We start from the raw sequence: 19,753 nt of genomic DNA, 5'->3' as shown, positions 1-19,753 counted from the left end.
CTCGATTCTCTTGTACTTCTGTTACGCGACGGGAGTGAGTTTACCGTCGGCCGGCGGCGTCGTTCAGCGCCCGGCGGACAAACCGGATGCGCATCCTGGGCAAGGCAGGGCGAATACACCCGCCAGGGCGCACACACTGGCATGTCCGATCAGAATACACAACACGCGTAAATTAAAAAAAACGCCCGCCGAGCGCGAACTCGACGGGCGAGATACGGGTGCCGGGGGAAGCACCCTTGGAGAGTGAATCAGCGAAAGCCCGAAGGCAGACGCTGGCGCAGGCTACTCGCCGCCTGCCGGCGCTGGGCGGGTCGCTGGGGGGAGCGATCCGCTCGAAGACGTATCAACCTCTACAGATCATCAACCGTGCTGCGAACACTGGTAGGCGGCGTCCAGCAACTCGCCCTTGTCCTGCCAGGCGCTGCGCTGGAAGGCGCTGAAATGGTTACCGCCGGCGATGGGGGTCACCTGGACGATGCCGCTGGCCTGCAGCGGATCGGCGCTGCCGGTGAGCAACTGGCGGGTGGTGCCACGGTCGCTGACGAACGTGGCGGTACCGGGAGTCAGCCTGCCGTCGACGCAGTTGAGATAGGCGCTGCTGTCCTGGGCAGTCATGCCACCGAGGCTGTCCCAGCTCAGCTGGCTTTCGGAGGTCGCCGCGCAGCCGGTCAGGCTTGCCACCGCCAGCAGCAGCGGACCAAGGGCGATACGGGCAGCCGGGCGATTGGCGGTGGGGCGCTGGGTGTTCATCGATTCTGTCCCTTGCTCGGTTCATCGATCTCGTGGGGCAGATAGTCAGCCGTGCCCGGCCCGCGCACCACTCGATTGCATCGATAGTGAAGCTCGACGGCATTGATGGTTGCGCGCCGCTGCGCAGGAAGTTCGAACCCTCCCCGCCCTGGCCGGTCGCAAATCAGGAAGCCCCCGACTTTCCAACCCCGGAGGACATGCCATGAGCTACGACTGGGACCTGATCGAACACCTGCTGCTGCGCGCCCAGGAATGCGCCGACCAACCCTACAAGGCTCGCGAATGCGGCGAGGAAGTGGCCGAGCAGCACCGGCTGCAGGGCGAGCCGGTGGAGGGCAGCACGGATCATCTGAAGAAGGTCGCCGGCGACCTGGAGGGCGATCTCTACGCCAACGGCTATATCCAGGAGCGCCCGCGCGAGCACGGCGGCACCGGCAACAACTTCGAGCTGACCGAACGCGGCACCGAGCTGCTCACGCTGATCAGCCGCAGCTTCCCGGACCACCTGGTATTCCGCCAGTTGCTCGACGAGCAGGGAGAGGCGGCGCTGCTGCCGGAATCCTTCGACCGGCTGGCCGAGCGCGCCACCCGCGACCGGGTGAACGATCGACCGGAGCGCTGAAGGCTCAGGCGGCTGGCAATTCCATGACCATCTCGTGCCACGCCATGCCGCCATGGTCGGACGCCGACGGCTTGACGTAGCGGTAGCCGAAGCGCTCGTAGAGCGGCACGTGGCGGTCCTTGCACATCAGGTGGATGCTGCGCTTGCCCAGGCCCGCCATGCGTTCGACGAAGGTGCGCATCAGCAGCGACGCATAGCCCTTGCCCTGCAGCGCCGGGTCGATCACCACCGACATGATCACCACGTTGGGCGCCGCCGGATCATGGCCGATGAGTTCCTTGAAGCCCTCGTCGGACATCACCACGTCGAACGCGCAGCCACTGTTGATGAAGCCGATGATCTCGCCGTCCAGCTCCATGATCAGGAAGCCTTCGGGATATTGCGCGATGCGCGTGGCGATCTTCTCGTGCGTCGCCGCCTCGTCGCCCTCGTAGGCGGTGGTTTCGATCGCGAAGCAACGGTCGGTGTCGGCGGAAACGGCGGTGCGGAAGGTCGGAGCGGTCATGGGGAAATCCTGGCAGGGCAAAACAGGACGGCATGGTAAAGAAACCCGGCCGTCCCGTCTCGCCGCCCTGCCCTGCGGCCGGTTTCAGCCCTGTGGCAGGCGCGCGATCACCTTGATCTCGAAATCGAAGCCGTAGAGCCAGGTCACGCCCACCGCCGTCACCGTCGGATAGGGGGCTGCGCCCCAATAGTCGGCGGCGACCTGCCAGGCGCGCTCGAAATTCGCCTGGGGGTCGACCATGAAGATCGTCACGTCCATCACGTCATCGAAGCTGCAACCGGCGGCGTCGAGGATCCCGTTGAGGTTTGCGAAGGCACGCCGCACCTGGGCATCCAGCCCGGCCTCGGGCGAACCGTCCTCGCGGCTGCCAACCTGGCCCGAGACGAACAGCAGGCCGTTGCTGCGGATCGCCGGGGAATAGCGGTTGCGTTCATAAAGAGCCTGGCGGCCGGAAGGGAAAACCACGTCACGTGTACTCATCTGCTTGCTCCAGCGAGGGGCACGATGGCCCCGGTTCAACGATGGAGGCAGGTTACGGCGCGCGCGGGCGGCGATAATCGGGCAACACTGGTCAGCATTGTTTGTAGAATCCAAACAATCAGCCCCTCTCAACGCCCTCCTTCCTGGGCCAGCCGGAGCCGCCATGGACCGTTTCGATGCGATGCAAGCCTTCGCCCGCGTGGTGGAAACCGGCAGCTTCACCAAGGCCGCCGACACCCTGCACATGAGCCGCACCAGCGTGACCCAGCTGATCCAGCAGTTGGAGGCGCGCCTGCGTGTGCGACTGCTCAACCGCACCACGCGCAAGCTCAACCTCACCGCCGACGGCGCTGCGTACTACGAGCGCGTGGTGCGCCTGCTGGCGGACATCGATGACGCCGAGACCAGCCTCTCCAGCGCCGCCACCGAACCCCGCGGGCGGCTGAGGGTGGACGTGCCCAGCCCGCTGGCGCGCATCCTGCTGATCCCCGCGCTGCCGGACTTCCACGCGCGCTACCCGGACATCCAGATCGACCTGGGCGTCAGCGACCGCATGGTCGACCTCATCGATGAGAATGTGGATTGCGTGGTGCGTGGTGGCGAACTTACCGATCAATCGCTGATGGCCCGGCGCGTCGGCGACCTGCAGTTGGGGGTCTTCGCCGCGCCTTCCTACCTGCAGCGCGCCGGAGTGCCGGAGCACCCGCGTGACCTGGAGAACAGCCAGCAGCGCATCGTCGGTTACCTCTGGGCGCGCACCGGCAAGCCGTTGTCGTACGCGCTGCGCAAGGACGGGGAGACCGTGCAGGTCCAGGGGCGGCCGGTGCTGACCGTGGACGACGGCAACGCCTACCTCGCCGCCGGTATCGCCGGCATGGGGGTGCTCTGGCTGCCGCGCTACATGGCCGACGAGGCCGTGGCGCGCGGCGAACTGGTGGAGCTGTTCGCCGGCTGGACGATGGAAACCATGCCGCTGTTCGTGGCCTTCCCGCCCAACCGCCACGTCAGCGCGAAGCTGAGGGTGTTCATCGACTGGATCGTCGAGCTGATGGCGCGGCACGCGCCGGTGGCCCAGCCCCAGCTCTAGACAGCGCAACTTCAACCCAGGCGCATGGACAATTCCACGTCATCGGCAAACGGAATCGACAGGTAGCGCCCGCCCGGCAGGCGGACCTCCGCCAGGTACTCCGCGCTGTAGTCGGCGTTGTCGGCGATGACCAGCGCACCGGGCCGCAGGCGGTTTTCCACCAGGGCGAGGATTTCCGGGTAGAGCGCCTTGGCGCCGTCGAGCAGCAACAGGTCGATACTCTCAGGCAGGTCGCGGGCCAGCGTCTGCAATGCATCGCCCTCGCGGATTTCCACCAGGTCGGCCACGCCAGCCGCGACCAGGTTGGCCTGGGCGCGTGCCACTTTCGAAGGCTCGAACTCGCTGGTGATCAGCCGGCCGCCGCCGTTGTCGCGCAAGGCAGCCGCCAGGTGCAGCGTCGAAATACCGAAGGAAGTGCCGAATTCGACGATGTGCCTGGCGCCGATGCTGCGCGCCAGCATGTACAGCAGCGCAGCGGTTTCCCGCGAGACGGGCAGCGGCTGATCCCTGAGCTGGCCGTAGAGCTCCCGGTACTCAGTCTTGCTCTGCATCAGGCGCGTCAGCGCGGCCTGGTCGAGATTGGCGAAGGCCGGGCTGGACTGGGGAGAGGCCGCATCAACTTCCTCGAAGAGGCGTTGCAGCAGGGGTGCCAAGGGGGCAGAAGTGAGGGTCGTCATGCTGGTCTCCGGATAGGGGATTGAGCGCGAAAAAGCGCCCGACTAGAATGCGACGAATTCGTCAGGTTCCACTATTCGCATTGCCGGAGAGCCCCATGCCCGAACGCCGCAGCCCGCGTATTTCCACGCGCAAGGAGCCGAAACAGGCGCGCTCCAACGACCTGGTGACGGCCATTCTGGATGCCGCTGTTCAGGTTCTGGAGAAGGAAGGCGCCTCGCGTTTCACCACCGCGCGCGTGGCCGAGCGCGCCGGGGTCAGTGTCGGCTCGCTGTACCAGTACTTCCCGAACAAGGCGGCGATCCTGTTCCGCCTGCAGAGCGACGAATGGCGGCAGACCACCGAGATGTTGCGCGGCCTGCTGGCGGACGAAACGCAGGCGCCATTGCAGCGCCTGCGCAACCTCGTCCATGCCTTCATCCGCTCCGAGTGCGAAGAGGCGCGCATGCGCATCGCCCTGAGCGATGCCGCCCCGCTCTACCGCGATGCGCCGGAGGCCCGCGAAGCCAAGGCCGCCAGCGAGGGGATTTTCCAGGGGTTCATCGCCGAAGCCCTCCCGCTCGCTCCCGAAACCCAGCGCACGCTGGCTTGCGAGTTGATCACCACGACGCTCGGCTCAGTGGGCAAGCAGTTATCGGAAAGCCCGCGCAGCGCCGAGCAGATCGATGCTTTCAGCGATGCGCTGGCAGATATGTTCTGCGCCTACCTGAAGAGCCTCATGCAGTAGAGGCTTAACCCCGGCACTCCACCAACTGCGCCTCGGCCTTGGCGCCCGGCATCATCGCCTGCAACCCGGCGATCAGTTGGTCGCCCGCCTCGCGCAGGGCTTCCAGCGGCATCTGCGGCAGGCTTTCGAGGATGAACCACATCCGCTGCGCGTCGGCGTCCAGGCGGGTGCGCACGCCCTGCCGCCAGTTCCAGCGGCGACAGGTGACACCGAGGTCGTCACGCCAGATGACTTCGCCGGATTCGGGCGATTCGTGGGCCGGCGCGCCGTCCTTCATGGTGTCGAAGAGTTCGTTGCCGTCGGCGATCACCAGGCGCGGGGTTCCGGCGTAGGCGGCGAGGTTCTCCCCACCCACCGGAATCGCGAACTGCACGCTGATGGCGTTGTACAGGTCCACCACCGGATCGATGACCGGCAGGCTGCCGTCACGCAGTACACGCTTGCGCAGCGCCTCCGCCGAGCAGGGCGTGCGCTGAGGCTTGGCACCAAAACGGCGGAACACGTCGGCCCACGCCGCCAGGTGTGCCTCGGCCCAGGCCGGCTCACCCGCCAGGAGAGCCGCGCAGGCTCGCTGCAGGGCCTGCTCGGCCACCGCCGGGTGGCGGATCGGCGCGGCCTCGACCGTGATGCTCAGGGCCCGAAAGCCGGGGGCGATGGCGGCGATGGCGGGGGCAATGCGAGGCGTGACGGGATGCATGGCGAAATCCTAGGTGTACAGCGAATGCGGACGATCAAGTTGCCCATCTCAGCGGCGGACGAAGTTGCGCTTGTGGTAGTCGCCCCAGGCAACGGACAGGGTTTTCAGCAGGCAAAGCAAAGTGGTCCATCTGGACTTCATGGGAATGTCTCCGGAATCGGTGGGCACGAAGGCGCCGGGCAGCAAGCCTGGCCACGCTATTTCTACCGGGAAGGCGCCGACGCTGCCATGAAATCCCCGAATGAAGTATTAGCCAGGCTTATCTAAGCTCTCAAAAATCAGTCCGGCTAATCCGCAATGCTTTAGTCGAACCGAACTGTCGGGCCACAGAAATCGTGCATTGAAGTGCGCCCCTGCCAGCGGTGAGATGGAGAAGGACATCAGCATCCTGACCGACATCCAGTTCACGGATGGGCGCGGTTACGGCTACTGAGGCCTGCGCCCAAGCCGCCTTTTGCAGACTCACCCAAGCCACAGCGCTCCCGGGTTGAGCACTACTCACCAACCGACAGCAACCACTCGATGAACGCCCGGACCTCCGGGCGTTCCCGCTTCGCCTCAGGGCAGACCACGTAGTAGTTGTGCACTGCCGCCACCGAGATCGGCGCCGGACGCACCAGCCGGCCTTCGTCGAGGTCGCGCTGTGAAACCGCCTCGTCGCTGAGCGCCACGCCGAAGCCAGCGCGCTGGCCACGCTCTTCTGCAGCGCTCGCCCACTGGCGGTCAGCACCAACTGGCGGCCGCGCTTCTCGAACAGCTCCACACCCAGGCCGGCCTGCAGCGCCTTGACCTGCTGGCTGACCGCGCCGCTGGTGACGTGCAGTTCGATGGCAGCCGCCGCCAGGCTGCCCAGGCGGGGCACGCTTTCGAACACCCTGAAACTGTGCAGTGGCGGGAAGGCCATCTTCTGAAGCAGTCCTGCGCACATCGTGACGGACGGTTATAGCAGGAGCGGCCTTCACCCGGGAACGCAACGCGCTCCAGGCACCTCTGGCCCGCAATTTGCGAAGTCCTGTGTCCAGGTGGGTGCAAAGAAGCTTGCGGCGCTTTGCATGCAGCCAACTGGTGCTTTTGGATTCAAGAATGCACACATTTTGGGCAGAGCATACCGAGTCAGGATTTCATGCATAACGCTGATTACAGAGCCATCTCAACGGAAAAGGCACCTAACCACCCGGTCAGATTCCGGACCATTGGACGCGAAAATGTATACAAACCAGTGGATATTTCCCACGAACTTTGTCTACAGTGGCCGCACAACAAAAACAAGCGAGTCCTCAGCCATGAATGATCGTTCAGCTGTAGCGTCCGCCGGCGCACGCCCGGAAGACGAGAACCTCGGAATCGGCGCCAACCTGGCGTACGGCCTGCAACACGTTCTGACCATGTACGGCGGTATCGTCGCCGTGCCCCTGATCCTCGGCCAGGCGGCCGGGCTCTCCCCCAGCGAAATCGGCCTGCTGATCGCCGCCTCGCTGTTCGCCGGTGGCCTCGCCACCCTGCTGCAGACCCTCGGCATCCCGTTCTTCGGCTCACAGATGCCGCTGGTGCAGGGCGTATCCTTCGCTGGCGTCGCCACCATGATCGCCATCCTCGGCGGCGGCTACGAGGGCGGCGGCCTGAATGCCGTGCTCGGCGCAGTCATGGCCGCCTCGTTCATCGGCTTCCTGATCACGCCGATCTTCTCGCGCATCACCAAGTTCTTCCCGCCGCTGGTGACCGGCATCGTCATCACCACCATCGGCCTGACGCTGATGCCGGTGGCCGCGCGCTGGGCCATGGGCGGCAACCCCAAGGCACCGGACTTCGGCAGCATGGCCAACATCGGCCTGGCCGCGCTCACCCTGGTGATCGTCCTGCTGCTGAGCAAACTGGGCAGCGCGTCGATCTCGCGCCTGTCGATCCTGCTGGCCATGGTGATCGGCACCCTGATCGCCGCCGCCCTGGGCATGACCGACTTTTCCCGCGTGGCCGAAGGTCCGATGGTGGCCTTCCCGGCGATCTTCCACTTCGGCATGCCGACCTTCCACATCGCCGCGATCCTGTCGATGCTGATCGTGATCATGGTGACCCTGGTGGAGACCTCGGCGGACATCCTCGCCGTGGGCGAGATCATCGGCACCAAGGTCGACTCCAAGCGCCTGGGCAACGGCCTGCGCGCCGACATGGCGTCGAGCATAGTGGCGCCGATCTTCGGCTCCTTCACCCAGAGCGCGTTCGCCCAGAACGTCGGCCTGGTGGCGGTGACCGGCGTCAAGAGCCGCTACGTGGTAGCCACCGGCGGCCTGATCCTGGTGACCCTCGGCCTGCTGCCGGTGATGGGCCGGGTGATCGCCGCGGTGCCCTCCTCCGTGCTGGGCGGCGCTGGCGTGGTGCTGTTCGGCACCGTGGCGGCGAGCGGCATCCGCACGCTGTCCAAGGTCGACTACCGCAACAACATGAACCTGATCATCGTCGCCACCTCGATCGGCTTCGGCATGATCCCGATCGCCGCGCCGAGCTTCTACGAGCACTTCCCCAGCTGGTTCGCCACCATCTTCCACTCGGGCATCAGCTCGGCGGCGATCATGGCCATCGGCCTCAACCTGCTGTTCAACCACTTCAAGACCGGCAACTCGGACCAGCAGTCGGTGTTCGTCGCCGCCGAGGAACGCACCCTGCGCTACCGTGACATCGCCGCGCTGAACGAGGGTGACTACTTCCAGAACGGCAAGCTGTTTGACGCCGAGGGCAACGAAGTACCGGTAATCGTCGACGATCACGACCACGACGAGCACCACGCGCCAGCGACCCGACCGCTCAAGCGCGAGACGGTGAACAGCAGCGCCTGATACTCAGTCAGACGTCCATGAAAAAGGCCCCTTCCGGGGCCTTTTTCATTCAGGGCGCCTGTTCCTGCTGCAGGGCCTGATCGATCAGCCGCCAGGTCTTCGGCCCCACTATGCCATCGGCCACCAGCTCGTGGCGGCGCTGGAACTCCCGCACCGCAGCTTCGGTCTTCGCGCCAAAATGGGCGTCCTCATCGGCACCACAGGCACGCTGGACAAGGCGCACCAGGTCACCTACCGCACCGCGCCGCAAGGTCGGCCGCGGTAACTGACCAGGTACCGTATCCGACTCCAGGGCCGGGATCATCGGACGCAGGATCGCCTTGCCATCGAGTATCTCGCGCACCCTCGTGCGAAATGCCTCCATGTCGAAGGTCGGATCGTTCTTGCGCCCATGCGGCAGGGCGTACTCCTTGTGGCCGGCGCAGGCCTGTTCGTCCTGCTTCAGGTGCCTGAGAATGGCCGCGACACCGCGCTGGTAACTGTCCATCTGTACATCGCTCCAGGCTTCATCGAGCCCGGTATTTTCCGCCTCGATGCCGATGAAGCTGCTGTTGCCGGAACTTAAGCCTTCCCAGCTTCCCTTGCCGGCATGGTTGCAGCGGCCGGCGGCGATCACGTAGTAGGTGCCGTCACGCCCGAGCCCCAGCTGGGCCAGTGGCCCACTGAGGTCACGGCGCCCCTCGATCAGGGTCTTCAGGCTGGGCATATTGCCGCGCAACGGGCCAGCGGTGTGATGGCAGATCACGCCATGCACCTGCCCCATATCACCCACCCCGCGACTGCTCCAGCCGTCCACACGGGCGACTTTCAAGCCGGCGGCTTCGAGCACGTCCGGCAACCAGGTCAACGCGTAGTTCATGCTTGGACTCCTCCGGTAGCGGCGGGCAGGTCCTCGTCCGCGGTTTCCTCTTCGATGGGGCAATCGCAACCGTCGATCTCAACCTCCGGGTGCAGCATGACGACGCCAGGCGCCGACAGCCCCACCGGCGCCGCGAGCGGCGGCGCGGCAGCCTCCAGCAACGGCAGCATCAGCGGCGCCGAGGCGCCTCCCCCCGGAGGCGGATTGACTACCACCAGGCTCAGCTGGCGGCCCGTCAGCAGGTCCTCCTCCAGCAGCTGCACCGCCAGGCGAGTGCTGTCGCTGACGGTGGTTTCACGGCTCACGCCGTTGACCTGGACGACGGCGCCGCGCACGAAACCGCCGCCCTGCAGGCAGACATGGAGGGACTGGGCATCCACGGCGCCAGGCTGTGCGTCGGTCAAGGTCGGCACGGGGTTGCCCAGACCGTCGCGGCGCTTGTCGCTTTCACGGGTGCGGAACAGGGTGTCGAACAGCTCGCCCAGCTTGTCGGTGGCCTGCTTGGCGAACATACCGGCAAGGCATGCCATGCCCACCAGGCCGTAGAGGTTGACGTTGACCACACCGTCATCGGCAGCCGCCGTGGTGCCGACGGTGAGGAATCCGCCGCGGATGACCAGGTAGAGCATCAGCGCGAGGATCATGCCGATAAAGGGCTTGAGGATGTACCACCAGATCCAGCTGGCCATGAAGCGGTCGTTGCCGACGAAGTCGCCGAACGACTTGGCGATATGCACGAAGCTGCCCAGGCCGCCCGCGACCATCACCATCACCAGCAGCCGGGCATCTGGGCCAGGGCACCAGCCGAGCAGGCATTGCGCGCCAGCATCGCCTTCGACACCGGCCAGCGGGAACTTCGGGTAGTGCTGCGGCCACAACGACACCAGCAGCCAGGCCAGCAGAAGGGAAAGGAAGATCAGGCCAGCGCCCATCGTCCATATCTGCAGACGATTCGCGCGACGGGTCCGGGGGCGTGTGTCCATAGTGGCTCCGGGCAACGAGGGATGGAAACGATCCCTGTCGCGAAGCGCCACGGCATGCGCCCAATGCTCCAACCACGGGCGCCTGCCGCGCATTCGCACGGCTGACAGTCCAGCTCACGTTAGCGCAGCGCAAAGGCTCTGCAAGGGGGCTTTGCGGATAAATTCGAGCGTATTGCCAACGTTACGTTGCAGCGCTGAAACAGCAGCTGTTTCAGCGCTGAAATCAAGCCGCTTCGGTTTCCGCGCCCGGCGCGTCCAGTAGCTCGATAAAGGCCCGCAGCGCCGGCGTATCGGTGCCGCGCCGCCAGAACAGCCAGGTCGTCGCATCGGCATGCTGCGGCGCCAGCCGGTGGATCGCCACGTTGCGACCGCCGGCCAGGCTGTCGAACATCCCCCGCGGGATGATCGCCACGCCGCCGCCCGCCGCGATGCAGGCGAGCATGCCGTGGTAGGACTCCATCTCGACGATCTTGCCCGGCACCACCCGGTGTTCGGCGAACCAGCCCTCCAGGCGCTTGCGGTAGGAACAGGTATCGCGGAAGGCGAATACCGTCTCCCCCGCCACGTCCCGCGCGTCATGCACCGGCGCATGGTGCTTGGCGCTCATCAACACCAGCTCTTCTCGGTACACCGGCTGGCCGTCCAGTTGCGGGTGGTTGGCCGGGCCGTCGGCGAAGGCGGCGATGAAGCGGCCGGAGAGCACGCCGTCGATCATCTCGCCCGACGGGCCGGTGGACAGGTCCAGCTGTACCTTGGGGCAATTCTGGTGATAGCGCGCGAGCATCTCCGGGATGCGCACCGCCGCCGTGCTTTCCATCGAGCCCAGGGAGAACCCGCCGTGCGGCTCGGCGCCCACCGCGACCTGCCTGGCTTCCTCCACCAGATCGAGGATGCGCTCGGCGTAGTCGAGAAAGCTGCGCCCGGTTGGCGACAGACGCAGGCGCAGCTTCTCGCGGATGAACAGCTCGGTGCCCAGCTCCGCTTCCAACTGCTTGATCCGCGTGGTCAGGTTCGAAGGCACGCGGTGCAGACGGGCCGCAGCGGCGGTGATGCTGCCTTCGGTGGCGACGGCGCGGACGATTTCCAGCTGGGTCAGGTCCATCATTCTCTCCTGGAGAAAGAGTCTTTCTTGATTATTCATTTTACATGAATGGTTCGACATCTTAATTTCAGCGTCATTCCGGAGCCAGTGCGACCGGACGAACCGCCTCCTACAGAACAAGCAGGACTCACCATGAACCAGATCGCCGCCATCCCCGCTGCCATCTCCCGCAGCCCCGCCACCGGCCAGGAACTGGCCCGCTACACCTTCGAAGACGCCGCCCAGCTGGAAACCGCGCTGGCCCGCACCGATGCCGCGTTCCGCCAATGGCGCGACACCGGCATCGCCGAACGTGTCGCCGTGCTGCGCAAGATGGCCGAGGTGCTGCGCGCCAACGTCGAGCCGATGGCTCGCATGGAAGCGCAGGAAATGGGCATGCCGGTCACCCAGGCCCGTGGCGAGATCAACAAGTGCGCCAACCTCTGCGAGTGGTACGCCGACAACGGCCCGGCCATGCTCGAAGACGAGAAGACCAGCATCGACGGCGCGTACATCTCCTACCTGCCGCTGGGCCCGGTCCTGGCCGTGATGCCGTGGAACTTCCCCACCTGGCAGGTCATGCGTGGCGCGGTCAGCATCATCCTCGGCGGCAACACCTACGTGCTCAAGCACGCGCCCAACGTCATGGGCTGCGCCTATCAGCTGCGCGACGCCTGGCTGCAGGCCGGCCTGCCGGAAGGCGTGTTCGAGGTGCTGAACGTCGAGCCGCCGCTGGTCTCCAAGGCCATCGCCGATGACCGTATCGCCTCCATCGCCGTGACCGGCAGCGTCGGCGCGGGCGCCGCCATCGCCTCCCAGGCCGGTGCCGCGCTGAAGAAGTGTGTGCTGGAACTGGGCGGCTCCGACGCCTTCATCGTGCTCGCCGACGCCGACCTCGACGCCGCCGTGAAGGCCGCCGTCGCCAGCCGCTTCGGCAACTGCGGCCAGGTGTGCATCGCCGCCAAGCGCATGATCCTCGAAGAATCCATCGCCCCGGCCTTCACCGAGAAGCTGCTGGCTGCGGTGAAAGCGCTGAAGATCGGCGACCCGCTGGCAGACGACACCTTCGTCGGCCCGATGGCCCGCTTCGACCTGCGCGACGAGCTGGACGGCCAGGTACAGCAAGCCATCGCCGACGGCGCCACCCTGCTGCTGGGCGGCCACAAGCTCGACGGCGAAGGCAACTACTACGCGCCGACCGTGCTGGCCAACGTGCAGCCGGGCAACACCGCGTTCAAGAAGGAAATCTTCGGCCCCGTCGCCTCGCTGATCGTCGCCCGCGACGCCGAGCACGCCCTGGAACTGGCCAACGACAGCGAGTTCGGCCTCTCCGGCGCGATCTGGACTGCCGACAAGGCCAAGGCCCAGCACATGGCCCGTCGCCTGGTCAGCGGTGGCGTGTTCATCAACGGCTTCTCCGCTTCCGATCCGCGCGTACCGATCGGCGGCGTGAAGAAAAGCGGCTTCGGTCGCGAACTGTCGCACTTCGGCCTGCGCGAGTTCACCAACCCGCAGACCGTTTGGATCGACCGCAAGTAAGCCGCTCTGAAAGCAGAAGGCCCCTCTATCGCCAAGCGGTAGCGGGGCCTTTTTCATGGGCGATGTGCCGTGCGTTTCGTTCAAGGCAGAAGGGCCTTTGCAGGGGCAGACTTTTTGCTCGCGAACCGGACCGAAGTCCGTCATCAAGCCGTAGGGCGCATAACCTGGAACAGGTTATCCGCCCTACAAGAACTTGAGGCGCTTCTGCATCAGGGCTTGGCCGCGCCCTTCTTCAGCTGCAGGAGCTCACGGGTGCTATGCCGGAGATTCTCGGCCAGGCTGCCCTGCTCGTTGAAGCAGTCCTCGACGAGCCAGCCGCCTGACGTGCGATGCAACAGCAGGCCAAGGTCGCGGTCCTCCCCGGTCAGTGCATCCTTGAGCACCACCCGGGCCTTGATTCGCTCATCGTCCACCGGCGCAAACTCCAGCGACTTCACCTTGATATCGCCCCAGTCCTGGCAATCGCATAGCGGGTCGCCACCCAGGTAGCCCAGCTCGCCATCGGCGGCGTCCTGGTCGGCCTTCATCAGGGCGATCAGCGAGGCATCGTAGACGTCCTCTTCCTTCAGCGACGGGTTCGGCACGCCCGGCCCGTCCGGCGAATAGCTGGCGTACAACTGGCGCAGGAAGCGTTCCGCGCTGGCGGTGTCGACCGCCGACGTCGAAGCCGCGAGCGAGGTATCGAAGAGCGTCAGCAGGATCAGCGACAGGGCAAAGGCGGATCGCAGGAAGGCCATGGGATTCTCCATCGGGCAGCCGTACATCATCGCCCGGCGCAGCCTCGAAAATCCGTGAAGTGGTTAAAGCTGCGGGCGATAGCCCTGGGCGAGCAGCCAGCCCTGAAAGGCTCGACGCCGTTCCGGCGGCAGGTCCGCCAGCACCTGGGCTTCCGGCTCCGCGCGCAGCCGCCGCAGCCAGGGCGCCAGTTCCAGGCCGTCGAGGTGCCAGATGCCCAGCGGCTGATCGGCGCTGACCACCACTTCCGCCTCATCGACGAACTCGCCCTTCAGGACCGGTGCACGCTCGATGCGCAGGCTGGCGAAATCCGCAGGCACGTGGCTCGGCTGCTCGTCCGGCCACCCGCGGCGAGCCTGCCAGAACGGCTGGCCACTCCATTGCTCTTCGCTGGCATAAAAGTCACGGCCAACGCGGGCGAAGCGCAGGAACAGCTGCTCGACCCGTTGCCGGTGGAAGCGCTTGGCCAATTCAGCCCGCTCCGGCGCGCGCAGCAGCGTGTTGATCACCAGCGGCGCCTGCAAGGCCGAGGACAGCGACTGGAAGATGCCATTGCCCGACAACGGGTCCACCGCCATCGCCGCATCGCCCACGCGAATCCAGTTATCGCCGCAAGCTTCCAGGCAGAGGATCGCCGTGCTGCTGCGGGCGTGCAGGTCCAGTTCGCGCTCCTCGGCATCCCCGAAAAATTGCCGGACCAGCCTCGACGCGCGGCGGCGCTCGCGGCAGTAGTCCAGCAGTTGCTCGCGGGGCGGCAGTTGGCTGCTGGCGACGTCCAGGGTGAGCTGCCAGTAGCAGCGCCCATCCTCCAGCCGCGCCATCCACGCCCAGCCGTCGGGCAGGCTCTCCACCGCTGTCGCCAAAGGACCGGGCTCGCCCTGCCAGCGATTGAGCAGGCTGAGGGTTTCCGGGCCGCGCCGGGCCTTCTGGCCCTTTTGATTCAATGGTGCCTGGCGGCCGCGGGCTTCGACGAGGAAGGCGCCCTGCACTACCCGGCCGTCATCCAGCGTCACGCGCCAAGCAGCGCCGTCTTTCTCCACCGCCAGCACCTGCGCTTCGATCAGCTCGACACCGGCTTGGGTCATGTCCTCGCGCAGCCCGGCATCGAAGCGCGGACGGTCGAGGATGCATTCGATGTTCTGCGCGCTTTCCACGCCGTTCCAGTGCACACGCCGTTGCGAGGGCGGCGCGGCACATTCCAGTGCGTGCTTCAGACCGGCGTTGCGCAATCCTTCGAGCACGCGCCGGGAGACACCTTCGACGGCGGCGAAGCGGCGCCATTCGCTGATCACTGTGACGGGATGACCGAGACGGTGCAGGCCGAGGGCGACGGCGGCTCCGGCGGGGCCGGCGCCAAGAATCAGGATCGGGCGTTCACTCATGCTACGGAGGCCCTCACCCTAGCCCTCTCCCAGAGGGAGAGGGGACTGATCGGCGTGCATGGGGATTTCTGTTCACGCCGAGGGCTGCAGCAAAGTCTCAGAACTGAACGCCTGCAGAGGACGGCTCTCTCCCGGAGGGAGTAGGGACTGATCGGCGTGCATGGGAGTTTCTTCGCACGCAGAGGGCCGCGGGAAAGTCTGCGTAATGAACGCTTGCAGAGGACGGCTCCCTCTCCCTCCGGGAGAGGGTTGGGGTGAGGGGAAAAAACTCGACCATGACTCACAAACTCACCTTCCGCTCGATCCCCCGAAAAGCTGCCCGCTCCCGCATCAGCTCAATGAGCTGCACATTGGAAAGCTCCGGTCGTTCCACCAGCAATGCCGCCAGATGCCCGCAAAAAGCCGCACACCCCAGGCTCGCCCCGGAACGCCCGCCAACCTTCACCGCCGCGCCAAAATCCGCCTGCGGACTATCCAGCCAGGACCACTCGCCTTCACCGCAGCGCGCATCACCCGTCACGCGAATCACACCCGGATAACCTGCCGGAAACACCGCTTCCCCCCGCGCCGGGCTGGACGCGCAAACGATCAGGCCGGCTTCGACCAGTTCCGCCACGGCATCACGCAGGATCGGCCGATCCTGGCGCACGCCCAGGCTCAGGTTGATCACCCGCACGCCCTGCTCGCCGAGCCAGTGCAGCGCAGCGGCAATCTGCAGCGGGCTGGTCACGCCGCGTTCATCGAAGACCTGTGCAACAGACAGGCGAGCATCCGGCGTACGGGAAAGAATGGCCTCGCAGACAGCGCTTCCGTGGCCAAGGGCATCCACCTGGGGTTCGCTTCCAGCATGGCCGGTGTCGGTGAGGAAGAAACGGCGCGCAGCGCTGACACTCGCTGACTGCGACTCGGCAAAACCGCTATCGACCACCCCGACCCGCAGCTCAGGCCTCATGTCGCTGCACCGGCTGCGCTGCGCGCACGCGCATCTGCCCGTCCTGCAATTCCAGGTACAGGTCGGCGGCGGCCAACGTCGAAGTACGGTGGCTGATCAGCAATCGCGTACGCCCGGCAAACAACTGGTCGATGGCCGCGATCACCTCGCGTTCGGTGCTCTCGTCCACCTGCGAAGTGGCCTCGTCCAGCACCAGGATCAGCGGGTCCTGCAGCAGCGCGCGGGCAATGGCGATGCGTTGCTTCTGCCCACCGGACAGTTGCTGGCCGCGCTCGCCCAGCGGGCTGTCGAGCCCCTCGGGCAGGCTGGCGATCAGGCTGTCCAGCTGCGCGGCGCGAGCGGCCTTCTCGATGGCCTCGCGGCTCGACTCGGGTGCGCTGTAGGCCAGGTTGTCGGCGAGGCTGCCGCGGAACAGCACGATGTCCTGACTGACCACCGCCACGCGCCGGCGCAGGGCTTGCAGGTCGAGTTCGCGCAGGTCCACGCCGTCCAGCAGGATGCTGCCTTGGTCGGGGTCGTAGAAGCGCTGCAGCAGGTCGATCAGGGTGCTCTTGCCAACGCCGGACGGGCCGCTCAGCGCGACCTTGAGGCCGGCAGGAATCACCGCCTGTACGTCCAGCAAAACGGCTTGCGCACGGCCCGGCCAGGCGTAGCTCAGGTTCTCCAGGCGCAGCTCGCCAATCGCAGGCATGGCCCGTGGAGTGACCGGTGAAACGATGCTGGCCTCCTCGCCGCGCAGTTCCATCACCCGGCCAAGGCTGACCGTCATGCGCTGCAACGCGACATACAGGCCGAGCAGGCTCTGCACCGGCCCGATGGCCATGCCCAGGTACGTGGAAAAGGCGATCAGCGAACCCAGTTGCCAGGTGCCCTGCACCACCCAGTAGCCACCGACCAGGAAGGCGCAGGCGCGGGACAGCGACATCAGCGTGCCCGGCACGGCCTGGGTGAAGAACTCGGTGAGTTGCAGGCGCAGCAGCTGGCCCAGATAGCCCTGCCCCAGGCCTTCCAGGCGCCCGGCTTCGCGGTTCTGCTGGCCGGCGGACTGGATGAACTTCATTGCCGGCAGGGTCTCGACGAAGAACGACGAAAGGTCCGCCGAACGCTCGCGCAAACCGCGCGCCTCGCGCTCGACCTTGCGCCGCATCCAGCGCAGCCAGAGCACGTCCAGCGGAATCAGCAGCGCCACCAGCAGCGACAGTTTCCACGACAGGGTCAGCAACAGCACCAGCGCGCCAACCAGGCCGATCACGCTGGAAACGGCGGAGAACAGCGAGTCCACGGCGAAGCGCTGGATTTCCGCGACATCGCCATCCAGCCGGGACATCAGGTCGCCGATGCGACGGCGGCCGAAGAAGCTCGGCGAAAGCGTCTGCAGGTGGCGGTACAACGCATCGCGCAAGGCGAACAGGATGCGCCCGGACAGCCGCGTGTGCAGGTAGCGGTTAAGGCCGGACAACGCCGTACCCGCCAGGCCGACGATGATCATCGCCACCGCCACCGTCACCAGCACCGGGAAGTTCTTCGCCAGCAAGCCGTCGTCGATCAGCATCTTGGTCAGCCAGGGCTGCGCCAGCACCAGCAGGGATGCGCAGAACGACAACCCGAGCAGGCCGGCGATGGCCGCCTTGTGCGGCCTCACGAAGCCGTACAGCCAACGCAGCGAAGCCTTGAGCGCCTGCGGATCGTCGCTCTCGATCAGGCGGGTGAAGAACATCAGCCCACCTTGAGTTGTTTGAGCTTTCGGTACAGCGTGGCGCGGCTGATGCCCAGCGCATCGGCAGCGGCGGAAACGTTGCCCTGGTGGCGCTCCAGCGCCTGGCGGATCAACTCCAGTTCGTTCTCGCGGATGCTGCCGCTCTGCGGCCGCTCGCCGGCGGCGAGTTCGTCGAGAGTGCTGTCGGGCAGATGGTCGAGGCCAAGTTCCTCCTCGCCCTCCTCGCGCATGGCCAGCGCGGTGCGCAGGACCATCTCCAGCTGGCGGATGTTGCCCGGCCAATGGTATTCGCGCAGCAGGCCGAGCAGTTCGGCTGAAAGTTTCACCTTGGGTGCGCCCAGGCGTGCCAGTAGACCTCTGGCGAGCTCGGCGAGGTCGTCGCGTTCGCGCAGCGCCGGCAGCTTCACGCTGATGCCGTTGACGCGGTAGTAGAGGTCCTCGCGGAAGTGTTTCTCTTCCACCAGGCGCTTGAGGTCGCGGTGGGTGGCGCAGATCAGCGCGACGTCGATGTCCTGCTCTTCGCCGGCGCCCAGCGGCGCCACCTTGCGCTCCTGCAGTACGCGCAACAGCCGCGCCTGCAGGGCCAGGGGCATATCGCCGATTTCATCGAGGAACAGCGTGCCGCCGTGGGCCTGCTGCAGCCGTCCGACCATGCCGCCGCGCCGAGAGCCGGTAAAGGCGCCGTCGCGGTAGCCAAAGAGTTCGGACTCGATCAGGCCCTCGGGAATCGCCGCGCAGTTCACCGCGACGAAGGGCTTGTCGCTGCGCGCGCTGGCCTGGTGCAGGGCACGGGCCACCACTTCCTTGCCGCTGCCGGTTTCGCCCAGCAGCAGCACGGGCAGTTCGTTCACCAACCCCTGGCGCGCCATGCGCAGGGCACGGGCGTAGCGGGGGTGATTGCCGGCCAGAGCTTCGAGTTCGGGACCGGCCGCCGGGCGCGGTGCACGCGTACTGACCGGCACCGCATGGCTGCGCAGCGGCGCTTGCAGGGTCTTGTAGAACAGCTCGCCCTTGGGCGTCTGCAGGCTGCCCACGCCGCCCTGGTATAGCCGCGCGATGAGCTGCTCACCGCGCACGCCGAGGAAATCTTCACTGCGCCGGCCGACGAGGGCTTCGCGGTTGGCGCCGAGCAACTGGCAGGCCTGGCCGCTGACGGCCAGCACCTTGCCGTCCAGCCCCAGCGCCAGCAGGCCCTGCCAGGCGGAATCGAGGTACTGGCGGCGGTAATGGAAGGCGATCACCACCTGTCCCGGATGGCTGACGGCGAACAGCCGCGCCTCGATCTGGAACACCGCGAGGCTGAGCAGCGAGAGGCTTTCCCGCGGACCGGAAAGCGGCCCTTCGCGGGTCATGTCGAGCACACCGAGCAACGTGCCTTGCGGCCCCTCGATGGGCACCGAGGTGCAGGAGAAGCGGCTCAGGCGGTCGAGGAAGTGTTCGCCGCAGTCGATCTGCGTGGCGCGCTTTTCCACCAGCGCGGTGCCCAGGGCGTTGGTGCCGCGGGAAGCTTCACTCCAGCAGGCGCCCTGGACGATATCGGCCAGGCCCTTGCTCTGCATGCGCTCGCGCGCGCCTTCGACGGACAGGATGGTGGCGTCGGCGTTGGCCAGGATGATCACGCCGTCGTGGCCCTGGCGCTGCTGCAGGTAGTCGAGCTCGGGCGTGGCGGCGTCGAGCAGTAGGCGATTGCCGGCCAGCAGCACGTCGGGCTTCACCCGCGTGTCGAGGCCGTGCTCGGTGCCGCTGGCGCAGTCCAGGCCGTGGCCGAGGCTGCGTCGCCAGGAGGCGTCGATTTCCTCGCGGAGCACGCCGCTGGGCACTTCGCCCTCCTGCTGCAGGTGTTCACGGGCAAGGTGGGCTTCGCGCAACAGGTTGCTGCTTATTGTTCTTGTCGTCATGCATCGCTCCGGTAGGTTCCGCGCCCTCTTTCAGGGCACGGAACTCGCAGGCTGGTCAGGGCTGTGTACACCCGCCGGCGGCGTCCGTAAAGGGGAAGCCCCTGGTGGGAAAGGTTAGAGGCGACCACGAGGCAATTCCCGCGCCATCCACCTTTCCTACGCCACCTGCGAGGTGTGTTGACAGTGACCCAAGGCAGGTTTACGTTAACGTAAAGGTAAACGACCGAGCAAGA

At 66.2% G+C, this 19,753-nt stretch carries 19 protein-coding genes and 1 pseudogene; 5 read left to right on the top strand and 15 right to left on the bottom strand.

The genetic code is table 11. From position 1 onward, the window contains the following. Window positions 1-360 precede the first annotated feature (360 nt). The gene (locus GJV37_RS09385; protein ID WP_235376348.1) at window positions 361-750 is read right to left on the bottom strand and encodes a hypothetical protein; all 390 of its coding nucleotides are present in this window, start codon (window positions 748-750) and stop codon (window positions 361-363) included. 202 nt (window positions 751-952) lie between these two features. Between GJV37_RS09385 and GJV37_RS09380 the strand changes: the two genes are divergently transcribed. Further along, a complete protein-coding gene (locus GJV37_RS09380; protein WP_170859623.1) occupies window positions 953-1,372 on the top strand; it encodes a transcriptional regulator in 420 nt (139 codons plus the stop codon). Between the two features lie 4 nt (window positions 1,373-1,376). On the opposite strand, the gene GJV37_RS09375 is transcribed toward GJV37_RS09380, so the two are convergent. Then, on the bottom strand, window positions 1,377-1,877 hold the full coding sequence (locus GJV37_RS09375) for a GNAT family N-acetyltransferase (RefSeq protein WP_170859622.1): 501 nt from the start codon (window positions 1,875-1,877) through the stop codon (window positions 1,377-1,379). Window positions 1,878-1,961: 84 nt separating this feature from the next. After that, on the bottom strand, window positions 1,962-2,357 hold the full coding sequence (locus tag GJV37_RS09370) for a RidA family protein (RefSeq protein WP_037012222.1): 396 nt from the start codon (window positions 2,355-2,357) through the stop codon (window positions 1,962-1,964). 163 nt (window positions 2,358-2,520) lie between these two features. On the opposite strand from GJV37_RS09370, the gene GJV37_RS09365 reads away from it, so the two are divergent. Then, a complete protein-coding gene (locus tag GJV37_RS09365; protein ID WP_170859621.1) occupies window positions 2,521-3,444 on the top strand; it encodes a LysR family transcriptional regulator in 924 nt (307 codons plus the stop codon). An 11-nt stretch (window positions 3,445-3,455) separates the two neighbouring features. On the opposite strand, the gene GJV37_RS09360 is transcribed toward GJV37_RS09365, so the two are convergent. After that, window positions 3,456-4,121, bottom strand: a complete 666-nt coding sequence (locus GJV37_RS09360) for an O-methyltransferase (RefSeq protein ID WP_170859620.1) — start codon at window positions 4,119-4,121, stop codon at window positions 3,456-3,458. Between the two features lie 95 nt (window positions 4,122-4,216). Between GJV37_RS09360 and GJV37_RS09355 the strand changes: the two genes are divergently transcribed. Next, complete coding sequence (locus GJV37_RS09355) at window positions 4,217-4,846, top strand: TetR/AcrR family transcriptional regulator (protein ID WP_170859619.1); 630 nt, start codon at window positions 4,217-4,219, stop codon at window positions 4,844-4,846. A 4-nt stretch (window positions 4,847-4,850) separates the two neighbouring features. On the opposite strand, the gene GJV37_RS09350 is transcribed toward GJV37_RS09355, so the two are convergent. The 3 genes and pseudogenes from GJV37_RS09350 to GJV37_RS29655 all read right to left on the bottom strand — a co-directional run. Next, entirely contained in the window at window positions 4,851-5,543 is a 693-nt protein-coding gene (locus GJV37_RS09350; protein ID WP_170859618.1) for a B3/B4 domain-containing protein, read from the bottom strand. 494 nt (window positions 5,544-6,037) lie between these two features. Further along, complete coding sequence (locus tag GJV37_RS29505; protein WP_246228288.1) at window positions 6,038-6,214, bottom strand: LysR substrate-binding domain-containing protein; 177 nt, start codon at window positions 6,212-6,214, stop codon at window positions 6,038-6,040. 98 nt (window positions 6,215-6,312) lie between these two features. Continuing rightward, a pseudogene (locus GJV37_RS29655) lies at window positions 6,313-6,447 on the bottom strand (LysR family transcriptional regulator); the annotation flags it as partial. A gap of 379 nt (window positions 6,448-6,826) precedes the next feature. Between GJV37_RS29655 and GJV37_RS09340 the strand changes: the two are divergent. Then, complete coding sequence (locus GJV37_RS09340; protein ID WP_024765586.1) at window positions 6,827-8,374, top strand: nucleobase:cation symporter-2 family protein; 1,548 nt, start codon at window positions 6,827-6,829, stop codon at window positions 8,372-8,374. Between the two features lie 49 nt (window positions 8,375-8,423). Here GJV37_RS09340 and GJV37_RS09335 read toward each other — a convergent pair whose 3' ends face one another. From GJV37_RS09335 to ptrR, 3 genes are all read right to left on the bottom strand, one after another. Continuing rightward, entirely contained in the window at window positions 8,424-9,233 is an 810-nt protein-coding gene (locus tag GJV37_RS09335) for a peptidoglycan recognition protein family protein (RefSeq protein ID WP_170859617.1), read from the bottom strand. Next, window positions 9,230-10,216: a hypothetical protein gene (locus tag GJV37_RS09330; RefSeq protein ID WP_024765588.1), complete on the bottom strand. Its 987-nt coding sequence runs from the start codon at window positions 10,214-10,216 to the stop codon at window positions 9,230-9,232. Before GJV37_RS09330 ends, GJV37_RS09335 begins: the two co-directional genes overlap by 4 nt. Before the next feature lie 223 nt (window positions 10,217-10,439). After that, window positions 10,440-11,318: a putrescine utilization regulator PtrR gene (ptrR, locus tag GJV37_RS09325; RefSeq protein ID WP_024765589.1), complete on the bottom strand. Its 879-nt coding sequence runs from the start codon at window positions 11,316-11,318 to the stop codon at window positions 10,440-10,442. A 132-nt stretch (window positions 11,319-11,450) separates the two neighbouring features. On the opposite strand from ptrR, the gene GJV37_RS09320 reads away from it, so the two are divergent. Then, window positions 11,451-12,836: an NAD-dependent succinate-semialdehyde dehydrogenase gene (locus tag GJV37_RS09320; protein ID WP_024765590.1), complete on the top strand. Its 1,386-nt coding sequence runs from the start codon at window positions 11,451-11,453 to the stop codon at window positions 12,834-12,836. Between the two features lie 209 nt (window positions 12,837-13,045). On the opposite strand, the gene GJV37_RS09315 is transcribed toward GJV37_RS09320, so the two are convergent. From GJV37_RS09315 to GJV37_RS09295, 5 genes are all read right to left on the bottom strand, one after another. Next, the gene (locus tag GJV37_RS09315) at window positions 13,046-13,573 is read right to left on the bottom strand and encodes a DUF3828 domain-containing protein (protein WP_038803153.1); all 528 of its coding nucleotides are present in this window, start codon (window positions 13,571-13,573) and stop codon (window positions 13,046-13,048) included. Window positions 13,574-13,636: 63 nt separating this feature from the next. Continuing rightward, on the bottom strand, window positions 13,637-14,953 hold the full coding sequence (gene qhpG / locus GJV37_RS09310) for a flavin-dependent monooxygenase QhpG (protein ID WP_170859616.1): 1,317 nt from the start codon (window positions 14,951-14,953) through the stop codon (window positions 13,637-13,639). Window positions 14,954-15,233: 280 nt separating this feature from the next. Next, a complete protein-coding gene (gene qhpE, locus GJV37_RS09305; RefSeq protein ID WP_065084123.1) occupies window positions 15,234-15,905 on the bottom strand; it encodes a subtilisin-like serine protease QhpE in 672 nt (223 codons plus the stop codon). Beyond that, the gene (locus tag GJV37_RS09300; RefSeq protein ID WP_170859615.1) at window positions 15,895-17,622 is read right to left on the bottom strand and encodes an ABC transporter ATP-binding protein; all 1,728 of its coding nucleotides are present in this window, start codon (window positions 17,620-17,622) and stop codon (window positions 15,895-15,897) included. The genes qhpE and GJV37_RS09300 overlap by 11 nt, the downstream gene beginning before the upstream one ends. Further along, on the bottom strand, window positions 17,622-19,520 hold the full coding sequence (locus GJV37_RS09295; protein WP_084359756.1) for a sigma-54-dependent Fis family transcriptional regulator: 1,899 nt from the start codon (window positions 19,518-19,520) through the stop codon (window positions 17,622-17,624). Before GJV37_RS09295 ends, GJV37_RS09300 begins: the two co-directional genes overlap by 1 nt. Window positions 19,521-19,753: the final 233 nt, after the last annotated feature.

It is taken from the genome of Pseudomonas nitroreducens (assembly GCF_010994165.1).
Classification (GTDB): domain Bacteria; phylum Pseudomonadota; class Gammaproteobacteria; order Pseudomonadales; family Pseudomonadaceae; genus Pseudomonas; species Pseudomonas nitroreducens.
Note: the sequence above shows the minus strand (reverse complement) of the source record. Positions and strands in the feature narration are given on the sequence as shown.